16 protein-coding genes are annotated in these 13121 nt (G+C 65.1%); 9 read left to right on the forward strand and 7 right to left on the reverse strand.

Annotation, left to right across the window (positions count from 1 at the left end):
- Positions 1-33: 33 nt before the first annotated feature.
- From MU449_RS15355 to ligD (MU449_RS15365), 3 genes are all read right to left on the reverse strand, one after another.
- A complete protein-coding gene (locus MU449_RS15355) occupies positions 34-1068 on the reverse strand; it encodes an NAD(P)-dependent alcohol dehydrogenase (protein WP_244739575.1) in 1035 nt (344 codons plus the stop codon).
- 282 nt (positions 1069-1350) lie between these two features.
- Entirely contained in the window at positions 1351-1569 is a 219-nt protein-coding gene (gene ligD / locus MU449_RS15360; protein ID WP_244739576.1) for a non-homologous end-joining DNA ligase LigD, read from the reverse strand.
- A gap of 7 nt (positions 1570-1576) precedes the next feature.
- Positions 1577-1783 carry a non-homologous end-joining DNA ligase LigD gene (gene ligD / locus MU449_RS15365; protein ID WP_244739578.1) on the reverse strand — a complete coding sequence of 69 codons (207 nt, stop codon included), beginning with the start codon at positions 1781-1783 and terminating at the stop codon, positions 1577-1579.
- 413 nt (positions 1784-2196) lie between these two features.
- Between ligD (MU449_RS15365) and MU449_RS15370 the strand changes: the two genes are divergently transcribed.
- Genes MU449_RS15370 through MU449_RS15405 form a run of 8 tightly spaced genes read left to right on the forward strand, consistent with a single transcriptional unit; the run spans position 2197 to position 9135 of the window.
- Entirely contained in the window at positions 2197-3048 is an 852-nt protein-coding gene (locus MU449_RS15370) for a transporter substrate-binding domain-containing protein (protein WP_244739580.1), read from the forward strand.
- Between the two features lie 40 nt (positions 3049-3088).
- Positions 3089-3823, forward strand: coding sequence for an amino acid ABC transporter ATP-binding protein (locus MU449_RS15375; RefSeq protein WP_244739689.1), 735 nt, complete (start codon positions 3089-3091; stop codon positions 3821-3823).
- The gene (locus MU449_RS15380) at positions 3820-4491 is read left to right on the forward strand and encodes an amino acid ABC transporter permease (protein WP_244739581.1); all 672 of its coding nucleotides are present in this window, start codon (positions 3820-3822) and stop codon (positions 4489-4491) included. Before MU449_RS15375 ends, MU449_RS15380 begins: the two co-directional genes overlap by 4 nt.
- A gap of 3 nt (positions 4492-4494) precedes the next feature.
- Positions 4495-5151, forward strand: a complete 657-nt coding sequence (locus MU449_RS15385; protein ID WP_244739582.1) for an amino acid ABC transporter permease — start codon at positions 4495-4497, stop codon at positions 5149-5151.
- A 7-nt stretch (positions 5152-5158) separates the two neighbouring features.
- Positions 5159-6085 (forward strand): N-carbamoyl-D-amino-acid hydrolase, encoded by a 927-nt coding sequence (locus MU449_RS15390; RefSeq protein WP_244739690.1) that lies wholly within the window; start codon positions 5159-5161, stop codon positions 6083-6085.
- 1 nt (position 6086) lies between these two features.
- On the forward strand, positions 6087-7541 hold the full coding sequence (gene hydA, locus MU449_RS15395) for a dihydropyrimidinase (RefSeq protein WP_244739583.1): 1455 nt from the start codon (positions 6087-6089) through the stop codon (positions 7539-7541).
- Positions 7538-8194, forward strand: coding sequence for an aspartate/glutamate racemase family protein (locus MU449_RS15400; protein WP_244739584.1), 657 nt, complete (start codon positions 7538-7540; stop codon positions 8192-8194). The genes hydA and MU449_RS15400 overlap by 4 nt, the downstream gene beginning before the upstream one ends.
- Positions 8191-9135: a LysR family transcriptional regulator gene (locus tag MU449_RS15405; RefSeq protein ID WP_244739585.1), complete on the forward strand. Its 945-nt coding sequence runs from the start codon at positions 8191-8193 to the stop codon at positions 9133-9135. The genes MU449_RS15400 and MU449_RS15405 overlap by 4 nt, the downstream gene beginning before the upstream one ends.
- 53 nt (positions 9136-9188) lie before the next feature.
- Here MU449_RS15405 and pcaF read toward each other — a convergent pair whose 3' ends face one another.
- The 3 genes from pcaF to MU449_RS15420 are packed head-to-tail and all read right to left on the reverse strand — an operon-like array spanning position 9189 to position 11762.
- Entirely contained in the window at positions 9189-10376 is a 1188-nt protein-coding gene (gene pcaF, locus MU449_RS15410; protein WP_244739586.1) for a 3-oxoadipyl-CoA thiolase, read from the reverse strand.
- Position 10377: 1 nt separating this feature from the next.
- Entirely contained in the window at positions 10378-11043 is a 666-nt protein-coding gene (locus tag MU449_RS15415; RefSeq protein WP_244739588.1) for a 3-oxoacid CoA-transferase subunit B, read from the reverse strand.
- A complete protein-coding gene (locus tag MU449_RS15420; protein WP_244739589.1) occupies positions 11043-11762 on the reverse strand; it encodes a 3-oxoacid CoA-transferase subunit A in 720 nt (239 codons plus the stop codon). The genes MU449_RS15415 and MU449_RS15420 overlap by 1 nt, the downstream gene beginning before the upstream one ends.
- A gap of 131 nt (positions 11763-11893) precedes the next feature.
- Between MU449_RS15420 and MU449_RS15425 the strand changes: the two genes are divergently transcribed.
- Positions 11894-12637, forward strand: a complete 744-nt coding sequence (locus MU449_RS15425; RefSeq protein WP_244739590.1) for an IclR family transcriptional regulator domain-containing protein — start codon at positions 11894-11896, stop codon at positions 12635-12637.
- A 12-nt stretch (positions 12638-12649) separates the two neighbouring features.
- Here MU449_RS15425 and MU449_RS15430 read toward each other — a convergent pair whose 3' ends face one another.
- On the reverse strand, positions 12650-13063 hold the full coding sequence (locus MU449_RS15430; RefSeq protein ID WP_244739592.1) for a VOC family protein: 414 nt from the start codon (positions 13061-13063) through the stop codon (positions 12650-12652).
- Positions 13064-13121: the final 58 nt, after the last annotated feature.

The raw sequence follows: 13121 nt of genomic DNA on the forward strand, positions 1-13121 counted from the left end.
AGGCGGAGCGCTCAGCCCCGCCCCCCGCCCGTGTCACGGCATGACGATCTGCAGCTTCACATCCGTCGGTCGCGCTTCGACCGCACGGTCGAACCCCGCCACGGCATCGGAAAAGGCGATCGTGTCGGAAATCAGCGGCGTCAGATCCACCTTCCCCGACGCGATCAGCGCAATGGCCCGATCATAGACGTTGGCATAGCGGAAGACCGTCTCCAGTCGCAATTCACGCGCCTGCAGCCCCACGATATCCACCGGCACGGGATCGACCGGCATCCCCACAAGCACGATGGCCCCGCCCGGACGGGCCAGATCCGCCATGCCCAGGATCGCGGGCGCCGCCCCGGAACATTCGAACACGATATCTGCGCCCCAGCCGTCCGTGGCCGCCGCCACCGCCTCCCGCAGGGGGGTGTTGCGGATGTTCACCACCTCCACCCCGTCATAGGCGCCGATGATGTCCAGCTTGGGCTGCGCCATGTCGGCCACGATGACCCGCGCGCAGCCGCCCGCCAGCGCCGCCAGCGCCACCATCATGCCGATGGGCCCCGCGCCCGTCACCACCGCCGTATCGCCCGGCTGAATGCGCGCGCGCAACGCCGCCTGCATCCCGATGGCAAACGGTTCGACCATCGCCCCTTCGGCAAAGCTGACATTGTCGGGCAGCTTGTAGGTGAAGGCGGCGGGGTGGATCACCTCGGGCATCAGGCAGCCGTGCACCGGCGGCGTCGCCCAGAACCGCACCGCCGGATCGACGTTGTAGATGCCCAGCTTGGCCGCGCGCGAGGTGGCATCGGGAATCCCCGGCTCCATGCAGACGCGGTCACCCGCCTTCAGGTGCCCCACCTCGGCCCCCACCTCGACCACGGTGCCGGACGCCTCGTGCCCCAGGACCATCGGTTCGTTCACGATGAAATGGCCGATCTTGCCGTGGGTATAGTAATGCACGTCCGATCCGCAGATCCCGACGGTGTGGATCGCAATCCGCACGTCCTTCGGCCCCAACGTCTGCGGGATGTCGATCTCGCGGATGTTCAGCTTGCCCTTTTCCTCAAGAACCAGCGCTTTCATGACATGCTCCCTTTCGCATCTGATGCCGTGTTGCCGCGTTGCGCGGGTGTTGGAAAGTCTTATTTTCGACACGCGCCAAAATGGGCGTTTCCGGTCGAAAACATATCACCCGCCCCGCCAAATCCGCGCACTGCCTGGCGTCGCGGCGGGGTCAGGGCGTCAAACGACCCAGAACGGCCCGATCGATTGTCGAGGGCTTTGGAAGAGCAGGCCATCCCCGCTCCAGCGCCGCGTCCATTCCAAACGCGTCCGCACGGCGAAGACGGGAAAGTTCCTCCCACGTCACGGTGCGGCCACCGAGGCACCGGGCCGGGCACGGACGAAAAAGGGGGCGATGGCGGTTGCCCCCCGTTCGTTGCGCAACCAGTCGATGAAGATGCGGCCCTTGCGTTTGGCCTTGGACATTGTCGCGGTGAACCGATCCGGCGCGCGGTCGGACATCAGGGTCGCGATCACCTGGGCCAGCCACCTTACAACCTCCCACGTCACGGTGCGGCGCAAGGGGCGATCACATGAATACCCTTGCCCCCGACAGCAGCGGCCAGGACGCCAGGCCTGCATCGTCCAGAACCTCTCGAACCTCCAACGCGGCGCGCCGGGTGGCCGCAAAACCCACCCCCCCGCCTGGATCCAGATAGAAGACCATCCGTTCGGGGCGATCCAAACTGTCGGACCGCGCGCCCCAAGGATGAAACTCCACCGTGCCCATCTGCACGGCCCCCATCCTTCCTTGATATCACGTCAATCGAACAGGGCGGTTCGGGTTCCAAAACCGGTCATATCCGACGGGGGCTGTCAAACGGCTCCGCCGTGTCGGCGAAGTGCGGTCAACTCACGCCACCGGGAATCTTACGCTCAGGCGCCCGAAATATAGGCGACGCGTTGCCGCTGAACGACCACGCCGGCGGGATAAGCCGATGATTATTCCAGCGCCAATGCCTCAATTCAAGGCGACCCGAAATCATCAACCCCCATGACATCGACAAGACACCAATATGCACAATTGGCAGGCAACTTCATATAATTCATATCTATATTTAAGGTATTACCGCTTACTTCATTTATATTTGAATTGTCGTCAGCCTGTCCAAGGCGCTTCTGGATCGCCCTCATGACAGGAACAACGACATGACACATCGCGTCTTCATCACGGCCCTGGCGATCGGGTGTGCGGCGGGTCTTTCCCTGCCCGCCCATGCGCAGTCGGGGCTTCGCGTCGCCTTGGACGGAACCTTTGCGCCCCATGCCATGCCCAGCCTTTCGGGGGGGATCGAAGGGTTCAACGTCGATATGGCCGAACTCATCGCCGAACGCCTCGGCACGACGATCCAGATCGATGCCGCGCAATTCTCGGGCCTGATCCCGGCCATGCAGGCGGGCACCTACGATTTCCTCGTCGCGCCGGTGACCGTCTCGGCGGAGCGGGCGGAAAACATGCTGTTCACCGAAGGGTTCATGGACACCAACTTCTCCTTCGTCCAGATGGCCGGCACCGAAGCGGGTGACACGCTTGAGGGGTATCGGGGCCAGACGATCTCGGTCAACAAGGGCTCCGCCTATGAGGAATACCTGAACAAGAACGCCGCCGAATACGACATCACCGTCACGGGATACGGCACGGCGACCGACGCGGTGGAGGCGGTGCTGACCGGGCGTGCCTTCGCCTCGCTGGCCGGTTCGACCGTGGCGGCCTGGGCCGTCCAGAAGAACCCGCGCCTTGAATTGGGGGCCGAGATCGGGACCGGCCTCGTCTGGGCCCTGCCCTTCCGCAAGGACGACGTGGAAAACCGCAACAAGGTGGACGCGGTGCTGGAATGCCTGAAGACCGACGGCTCTCTGGCCGCGCTGTCGGAGAAGTGGTTCGGCGTCACCCCGGCGGAAGGGTCCACGATCGTCACGCCGGTCGCGGGATACGGCACGCCGGGCTTTCCGGGATACGAGGACACCCCGCATGGGGTGACCTGCGATTTCGCAAGCTGATCCACGCGCCCCCATAACGACGGACACCACCATGAAACCGATGCTCGAAATCGTCGCGCTGGAAAAGCGCTTCGGGGAAACTCAGGTCCTGCGCAATATCGACCTGAAGGTCGCGCCGGGCGAACTGGTGTTCATCATCGGTCCGTCGGGATCGGGCAAATCCACCATGCTGCGATGCTGCAACCGGCTGGAGGAAGCGACCTCCGGCTCGGTCATCATCGACGGGCGCAACATCATGAACGCGCCGGCCCGCGATCTGAACAGCCTGCGCCTGCAAACCGGAATGGTGTTTCAGGGCTTCCACCTCTATCCGCACATGAGCGTTGTGCGCAACGTGATGCTGGCCCAGATCAAGGCGTTGAAGCGCGGCAAGGACGACGCCCGCGCCCGCGCGATGGACATGCTGGACCGCGTGGGGCTCGCGCACAAGGCCGATGCGATGCCCACCGAACTGTCCGGTGGGCAGCAGCAGCGCGTGGCCATCGCCCGCGCGCTGGCCCTCGACCCCAAGGTCATGCTGTTCGACGAACCGACCTCCGCGCTCGATCCCGAACTGGTCGGCTCGGTCCTGAAGGTGATGAAGGATCTGAAGACCCAAGGCATGACCATGCTGGTCGTCAGCCACGAAATGGGCTTCGCGCGTGAGGCGGCGGACCGCGTGGTGTTCATGGATGGCGGCGTGGTCGTCGAACAGGGTCCGCCCGAGGCGATCTTCGGCAATCCGCAGCACGAGCGCACCCGCGCCTTCCTTTCGCGTGTCGCGAGGGTGGAATGACCCGCTTTCTCGACACCTTCTTTGCGCCGCACGTCTTTGCCCGGTATCTGCCCGATGTCCTTCAGGCCGTGCTCACCACCCTGTGGCTCGGGATCGCCGTCGTGGTCGTGGGGATCGTGCTGGGTATGCTGCTCGCCTGCCTTCGGGCGATGCAGGTGTGGTGGATCACCCTTCCCATCGTCATCTTCGCCGACATGCTGCGGGCCTTGCCGCCTCTGATCCTGATCCTGATCTTCTACTTCGGGCTTCCGGGGATCGGCATCACCCTGTCGGGCGAGCTGGTCCTGTTTCTCGTGCTCACGGCCGTCCTCACCGCCTTTGCCGAGGAGATTTTCTGGGCCGGCCTCACGGCCCTGCCCCGCGGCCAATGGGAGGCGGGACGCGCCACGGGCCTGTCCTTCGCCCAGACCCTCATCTCCGTCGCGCTGCCGCAGGCGCTGCGCATGGGCATCCCGTCGCTGGTGAACCGGGCGCTTGCGATCACCAAGATGACGGCCCTCGGATCGGTCATCGGGGTCAAGGAAATCCTGTCCGTGTCCTCCTCGGCGCAGGCGATGTCGGGATCGGCCACCCCGCTGACCATGGCCGCCCTCGCCTATCTCGCGATTTTCCTGCCCGCCGTGTTTCTTGCGCGCTGGCTCGAAGCCCGCTTCACCTGGAAGGTCTGAGCCATGATGGAGATGTTTTTCAACCTCGACATCATGCGCCAGTCGCTGCCCCTGCTGATGTCGGGCCTGTGGATGACGCTGAAACTCTGCGTCGTGGTGATCGGCTTGGGTCTGATCGGCGGGCTGTTCCTGTCGCTCGCCTCCACCTCGCCGCGCCGATGGCTTCGCTGGCCCGCACAGGCGGTGATCGACGTGATGCGCGCCCTGCCGCCGTTGGTGCTGCTGATCTTCGTCTATTCCGGGCTTCCCTTTGCCGGGATCGACATGGCCCCCTTTGTCGCCGTGGCCGTGGCCTTCCTGCTGAACAACTCCGCCTATTACGCCGAGGTGTATCGCGCAGGCCTGCAATCCATCCCCAAGGGCCAGTGGGAGGCGGCACGCGCCACAGGCCTCTCCGTTCCCCAGACGCTGACGCAGGTCATCCTGCCCCAAGCGGTGCGCAACGTGCTGCCCGACCTGTTGTCGAACACGGTGGAGGTGGTGAAACTGACATCCCTCGCCTCCGTCGTGTCGCTGGCCGAGCTTCTGTATCAGGCCAACATGGCCCGGTCCGTCACCTACAACTCCTCTCCGCTGGTGCTGGCGGCGGCGATCTACCTGATCCTTCTGTGGCCATGTGTTCGTCTTGTCAGCCGTTTCCAGCGCAAACTTTCCATCTAAGGACCTCATTATGAACATGATCGTTGGCGGCGCGCAGATCGGCGGCATCCAGAAGGACGAACCCCGCGACGCCGTGGTGGCCCGCATGATGGCGCTGATGGAACAGGCGCATGAAAAGGGCGTGGAGTTCCTCGTCTTCCCTGAGATGACGCTGACCACCTTCTTTCCCCGCTTCTATGTCGAGGATCGGGCCGAGTTCGACCACTGGTTCGAGACCCAGATGCCCAACGCCGCCACGCAACCCCTGTTCGACATGGCCAAGCGCTTCGGCATGGGCTTCACCTTCGGCTATTGCGAACTGACGCCCGAGGGGCAGCATTTCAACACCTCCATCATCGTCTCGCCCGAGGGGGAGATCGTATCGACCTATCGCAAGACCCACCTGCCGGGCCACGCGGAATACGAGGCGGAACGCACGCATCAGCATCTGGAAAAACGCTATTTCCTGCCGGGGGATACGGGGTTCAATGTGGTGCGCAACCAGGGCGCGATCATGGGCATGGCGATCTGCAACGACCGCCGCTGGCCCGAAACCTGGCGCAGCCTTGGCCTGCAGGGGGTCGAACTGGTCACCATCGGCTACAACACCCCCAGCCAGAACAACCTGTCGGCCGAGGAGGGGATCGAGCGGCGCGTCTATCACCACGAACTGTCGGTCTGCGCGGGGGCGTATCAGAATTCGACCTATGCCGTGGCGGTGGCGAAATGCGGGATGGAGGACGGCAACCACATGTTTGCAGGGTCGATCATCGTCGATCCCGACGGCTTCGTGATAGCCCGCGCGGAAGGCGAAGGGGATGAGTTGATCGTGGCCGAGTGCGATTTCGCCAAATGCGCTTTCGGCAAATCCACGGTCTTCAATTTCGCCGCGCATCGCCGTATCGAACATTATGGCCGGATCACCGAACAAACCGGCGTCAGGATCGAGGTCTGAAATGTTCGACACCGTCATCCATTCCGGCACCGTCGTCACCGCGACCGACAGCTTTCGCGGCGATATCGGCATCAAGGACGGGCGCATCGCCGCCGTGGCCGAATCCCTGAGCGGCGGGGAACGCCGGATCGACGCGGGCGGGCGGCTGGTCCTGCCCGGCGGGATCGAGGCACATGCCCATATCGCGCAGGAAAGCTCCTCCGGGGTGATGACGGCGGACGACTATTATTCAGGATCGGTGTCCGCGGCGTTCGGCGGGAATTCGTCCTTCATCCCCTTTGCGGGCCAGCATCGCGGGCAGTCGGTCGATGACGTGCTGGCGACCTATGACGAACGGGCGAAACGCTCGGTCATCGACTATTCCTATCATCTCATCATCTCCGACCCGACGGAGAAGGTGCTGACCGACGAACTGCCCCGCGCGTTCAAGCGGGGGATCACCAGCTTCAAGGTCTTCATGACCTATGATCTGATGAACCTGGGCGATGGCGGGATGCTGGACATCCTGACGGTCGCCAAGCAACATGGCGCGATCACCATGGTCCATGCCGAAAACAACGACATGGTGAAATGGATGAACCGCCGTCTGGCCGCCCAAGGCCTGACCGCGCCGAAATACCACGCCATCAGCCGCCCCGAAATGGCCGAGGAGGAGGCGATCAACCGCGCCGTTTCCCTCGCCAAGCTGGTCGATGCGCCGCTGTTCATCGTCCATGTCTCCACCGCCGGCGGCGCGGCCATCGTGCAGCGCGAGAAGCTGGCGGGGACCAAACTCTTCGCCGAAACCTGCCCGCAATATCTGGCGCTGACCCGCGACGATCTGGACCGCCCCGGCATGGAGGGCGCGAAGTTCATGTGCTCGCCCCCGGTGCGCGATGCGGCCACGCAGGATGCGCTGTGGCGGCATATCCAGTCGGGCACGTTCGAAAGTGTCAGCTCCGACCACGCCCCCTATCGCTTCGACGCAACGGGCAAATTCACCGCCGGCATGGACGCGCCCTATCCCAAGATCGCGAACGGGATGCCGGGCATCGCGGCGCGGCTGCCCTATCTTTTCTCCGAAGGCGTCGTGAAGGGACGGATCACCTTGCAGCAATTCGTGGCCCTGTCCGCGACCAATGCGGCCAAAACCTTCGGGATGACCCGCAAGGGGTCCATCGCCCCGGGCATGGACGCCGACATCGCGATCTGGAACCCGGAGGTGACACGCAGGGTCACGCTGGCCGATCAGCACGACAACATGGACTTCACGCCGTTTGAAGGCATGTCCCTGACCGGCGTGCCAGAGGTCGTGCTGAACCGCGGGCAGACCATCGTGGAGCACGGCACGTTGCGGGCGAGTGAAGGGCAAGGACGGTTCGTCCCGCGCGCGACGGTCGATCTGACCGGCAAGGCGGGATATCTGGCCAAGGAACTGGACCCATCGCAGAATTTCGGCGCAAGGATCGCCCCATGACCCCACAAGGCCCGATCCTAGTCATCAACCCCAACTCCTCCACCGGCGTCACGCAGGGTCTTGTGGCGGCGCTCGCGCCCTACGCCCTGCCCGGCGGACCGGCCTTCGAATGCATCGACATTCCCACCAGCCCCGCCACCATCGCCACGTCCGAGGATGTGGCACGGTCGGGCCTCGCCTTGGCGGAGATCGCCCGCGGTCGGCCCGACGCATCCGCCTTCATCATCGCCTGCTTCTCCGATCCGGGGCTGGAGCTTCTTCGCAGCCTCGTTCCGCAACCGGTTCTTGGGATCCAAGAGGCCGGGATTCTGACCGCGATGGCCCGCGCGGACCGCTTCGGGATCATCGCATTGTCGGAACGTTCGGTCGCCCGGCACCTGCTGCGGATCCGGCAGATGGGCGTCCTGGACCGGATGGCGGGCGAGGTCGGGCTGTCCGGTGTCTCCGCCCTGGACGCCGGGACGTGCGATAAGGTTCTGACCGAAACGCTGGAGGCCGGGCGCGGCCTTGTCCGGCAGGGCGCGGGCGCCATCGTGCTGGGATGCGCCGGATTCGCACCCCGCCGTCGCCGGATCGAGGCGGAGTTGGGCGTGCCCGTCATCGATCCCGTGCAGGCCGCCGCCGTCATCGCCCTTGGCGCCGTGATCGCATGAGATCGGGGCGGCACACCGGGCTGCCCGACATGTCGTTGCGGATGCTGGAAATCTTCGCGACCATGATCCGCTGCGAAACGACGGTGGAGACGGCAGACGTCCTGCGCATCTCCCAGCCCGCGGTTTCCGCCGCCCTGCGCCAGTTGGAGGGGCAGTTGGGCCTTCGCCTGTTCGAGCGGTCGGGCCGACGCCTCATCCCCACGGCCGAGGCGCGGGAGCTTTATCAGGAGATCCGGCCGATCTTCGGCCTGATGCGCGGGATTTCCGCGCGGGCGCATGACATGAAGATGGGCCTTGCCGGTCGGCTGCGCATCGTCTCCACCCCGCCGCTTGGCCATTCGGTCGCCCCCGACGCGTTGGAACGGCTGGTGCGCGAGGGGCCGCAGATCTCCGTGGCCTTCGACGTGCGACGGCTGGAGGAGGTGGTGGATGCCGTCCAGACGGGCACGGCCGATATCGGCCTTGCCCTGACCCAGGGGCGGTTCGACACGGTGAACCTCGACGTTCTGCATCGCGCGCATATGGTGGCGCTGGTGGCCAAGGACGATCCGCTGGCCCAGCACCCCCATGTCACACCAGCCGACATTGCCGATCGCCCCATGATCGGCCTTGATGCCGAATCCCAACTTGGCCAACTGGTGCGGGGGGCGTTCGCCCAGACCGGAACGCCTTATACCCCAAGGGTGGAGGTCCGCTATTGCGAGACGGCCACGGTTCTTGCGGCAAAGCGGATGGGCGTGACGGTGGTCGACCCCTACTCCGCCCATATCCGCGACGGGGGGCTGATCGAACGCCCGTTCCTTCCGTCCTGCGAGGTGCGGGCCGTTCTGCTGACCCGCCGCGGGGTGCCGCATACCGGCCTGATGCACCGCTTCATCGCCCTTTTGCGCACCTGCCTATCCGAACTTGCCCTGACATCCGCCCCGGCATCACGGCCCTGACGGCCGCCCGAGGCAACGGTTCCCAGGTGTCAGGCCGAGATGGCCGCCGTCGGTCACACCCCCTCCAACGCGATGGCGATGCCCTGCCCCACACCGATGCACATGGCCGACAGCGACGTCTGCCCAGATGTCAGCTCCAGCGCCGCCGTGCCGGTGATGCGCGCGCCCGACATGCCCAAGGGATGACCAAGCGCGATGGCCCCACCGTTCGGATTGACGCGCGGGTCGTCGTCGGCGATCCCCAGATCGCGCAGCGTCGCAAGGCCTTGGGCCGCAAAAGCCTCGTTCAACTCGATCACTGCCAGATCGGCGGGCGTCAGACCCAGACGCGCCAACAGCTTTTGCGACGCGGGCGCGGGCCCGATCCCCATGATGCGCGGCGGCACACCGGCGGTCGCCCCGCCCAGAACGCGGGCGATGGGGGTCAGGCCGTGCCGGGCGGCCGCCTCGGTACTGGCAAGGATCAGCGCCGCTGCGCCGTCATTCACACCGCTGGCATTGCCCGCCGTGACCGACCCGCCGGCAAACAGCGGACGCAAGCTGGCCAAAGCTTCCGCTGTGGTGGCGCGGGGATGTTCGTCCCGGTCCACGACCAGCGGGTCGCCCTTGCGCTGCGGGATCGTGACCGGCGTGATCTCGCGGGCCAACCGATCGCGCGCGGCGGCGGCCTTCGTCTGGCTGGCCAGCGCCATCGCGTCCTGCGCCTCGCGGCTGATGCCGAAATCGTCGGCCACGTTCTGGCCCGTCTGCGGCATGGAGTCCACGCCATGGGCGGCGGCCATCGCGGGGTTCACGAACCGCCAGCCGATGGTGGTGTCGTGGATCTCGGCGGTGCGGGAAAAGGCGGTTTCCGCCTTCGGCATCACGAAAGGTGCGCGCGACATGCTTTCCACCCCGCCCGCGATCATCAGATCGGCCTCGCCCGCCGCGATGGCACGGGCGGCGGTCAGGACCGCGTCCATTCCCGATCCGCACAGCCGGTTGATCGTGGTGCCCGTCACGCCGACCGGCAATCCGGCCAGAAGCAGGGACATGCGCGCGACGTTGCGGTTGTCCTCTCCCGCCTGATTGGCGCAGCCGAAGATCACGTCGTCCACCGCCTCCCAATCGACGCCCGTGTTCCGCGCCATCAGCGCGCGCAGCGGCACCGCCCCCAGATCGTCGGCCCGGACCGACGACAGCGCCCCCGTGAACCGACCGATGGGGGTGCGGATGTAATCGCAGATATAGACCTCGGTCATCTCAAAGCTCCGGCACGGTCAAATCGGCCACGTCGCCCTCGATATGCAGGGGCGCACCGGTCAGGGATTGCAGATCGTCAAGGGACATGCCTGCCAGCTTTTCGCGCAGGATGAACCGCCCGCCCGCGATGTCGATCACGGCAAGGCTTGTGTAAAGGCGTGTGACAGACCCCGCCCCGGTCAGGGGGAAGGTGCAGGCCTCCACCAGCTTGGGGCCGCCGTCCTTGGTCACATGGTCGGTGATGACGCAGACCTGTTTCGCGCCATGCACCAGGTCCATCGCCCCGCCCACCGCCGGAACGCCCTTCGACCCCACGCGCCAATTCGCAAGATCGCCGTTCTGCGCCACTTGATAGGCGCCCAGGATCGCCACATCCAGATGTCCGCCCCGCACCATCGCAAAGCTGTCGGCGTGGTGAAAGAACGACGCCCCCGGCTTCAGCGTGACCGCACGCTTGCCCGCGTTGATGAGATCCCAATCCTCCTGCCCCTCGGGCGGGGCCTCTCCGAAATTCAGAAGACCGTTTTCCGTGTGGTAGATGACGGTGCGCCCCGCCACCTGATACCGCGCGACCATTTCCGGCGCGCCGATGCCAAGGTTCACATAGGACCCGTCGGCAATGTCCTGCGCCGCGCGCCACGCCATCTGTGCATTGTTCAGCCGCATCAGTGGATCGCCCCCTCACGGATCAAGATTTCTTCCTGCTGCGGATTACGCACCTCGACCACGTGGTCGACGAAAATGCCGGGGGTGACCACCCGTTCGGGGTCGATCCCGCCCGGTTGCACCAGATCGGACACCTGGGCGATGGTCACGGTCGCGGCCATGCACATCAGCGGGCTGAAATTGCGCGCGGCCAGACGATAGGTCAGGTTGCCCATCGTGTCGCCGACATGTCCCTTGACCAGCGCGACATCGGCCTTCAGCCAGCGTTCCTGCACATAGGGACGGCCGTCGAATTCGGCCACGGGCTTGCCTTCGGCCAGTTCGGTCCCAAACGAGGTGGGGGTATAGAAGGCCGGAATCCCCGCACCGCCCGCCCGGATACGTTCGGCCAGTGTCCCTTGGGGCACCAGGTCCAGCGCCACGCGCCCCTCCAGATACGCCTCGGTGAAGGCGCGGGGGTCCGACGACCGGGGAAACGAGCAGATCATCTTCGCCACCATGCCCGCGTCGATCATCGCGGCAATGCCGATGCGCCCGTTGCCCGCGTTGTTGTTCACAAGCGTCAGGTTCGCGGGATGCCCCGTCTCTTGAAACCGATCAACCAGCGCATGCATCAATTCGATCGGCGCGCCGGAACCGCCGAAGCCGCCGATCATCACCACCGCCCCGTCGGAAATTCCCGATACGGCCTGCTGCACCGACCCCACCGTCTTGTCCATCGCACCCTCCTGCCTTGCATCGGGGAAGCTAGAACCGGTGCCTTCCAACCTCAACCATTTTGTGCGACATACAAACTTTGTTCGTTATTCGCACACAAGGCGTCGAGTTCCGACGCGGCAAGGAGGACATAATGGAAAAGCGCGACATGATGGGCGGCTTGTCGAAAGGCCTTGCCGTGATCGAGGCGTTTTCCGCCGACACCCCCCGCCTGACGATCACCCAGGCGGCGGAACGCACCGGGCTGGACCGCGCCACCGCCCGGCGTTGCCTGCTGACATTGGCCGATCTTGGATATGCCGCCTATGATGGGAAGTTTTTCACACTGACCCCGCATGTCCTGCGCCTTGGCACGGCCTGCCTTGCGACCATGCCTCTGCCCGGGCTGGTGCAGCCGTGGTTGGACCGCCTGTCGGATCTGGTGGGGGAAAGTTCCTCCGTGTCGATCCTCGACCGGGGGGAAATCGTCTATGTCGCCCGGGCCGCGCAGCGAAAGGTGATGTCCATCGCGCTGATGCCCGGATCGCGTCTGCCCGCCTATTGCACCTCCATGGGCCGCATTCTTCTGGCCACATTGCCCGAGGCGGAGGTCCGCGCCCGTCTTGGCCCCATGCCCGCGCGCACCCCCCACACGCTGACCGATCCCGACGCCGTGCTGCGCCGGGTGGCCGAGGCGCGGGATCAGGGATACGCCCTGATCGATCAGGAGGTGGAAAGGGGCCTGTGCTCCATTGCCGTGCCGCTGACGAATGGGCATGGCCGCGTGGTGGCGGCCATGAATATCGGCTTGTCCGCGACGGATGCGGACACGCTCGTCGCCCGCTATCTGGCCCCGATGCGGGCGATACAGGCGGAACTGGCCAAGGTGCTGACCTGACCCCCGCGCCGGTCAGCGCGCGAAAAGACCGTCGAAATCGGCAAAGCCCTTCACCTCGATCGGGTTGCCCGACGGATCGAAGAAGAACATCGTGCGCTGTTCGCCCGGCTCCCCTTCAAAGCGGATGACGGGGGGAATGTCGAAATCGACCCCCTTGGACGTCAGCCGCTCCGACAATGCCAGCCAATCGTCCAACCGCAGCACCACACCCATATGCGGCATCATCACCATATGGTCGCCCACCTTGCCCGTGCGGGTGGTGGTAAAGGGTGTGCCGAGGTGGAACGACAACTGGTGGCCGAAGAAGTCGAAATCGACCCAGGTGTCGGTCGACCGCCCCTCTTCGCATCCCAGGACATCGCGGTAGAACACGCGCGTCTCCTCAAGGTCGTTCACGTGGATGGCAAGATGAAACAGCGATTGCATGGGCGTTCCCTTTTGTATGGTTGCATCAGGCATAGGGCGGGATTAGAAACGGAAAAAG

Origin of the sequence: Falsirhodobacter halotolerans, from assembly GCF_022899245.1 — a bacterium.
Taxonomy (GTDB): Bacteria; Pseudomonadota; Alphaproteobacteria; order Rhodobacterales; family Rhodobacteraceae; genus Falsirhodobacter; species Falsirhodobacter halotolerans.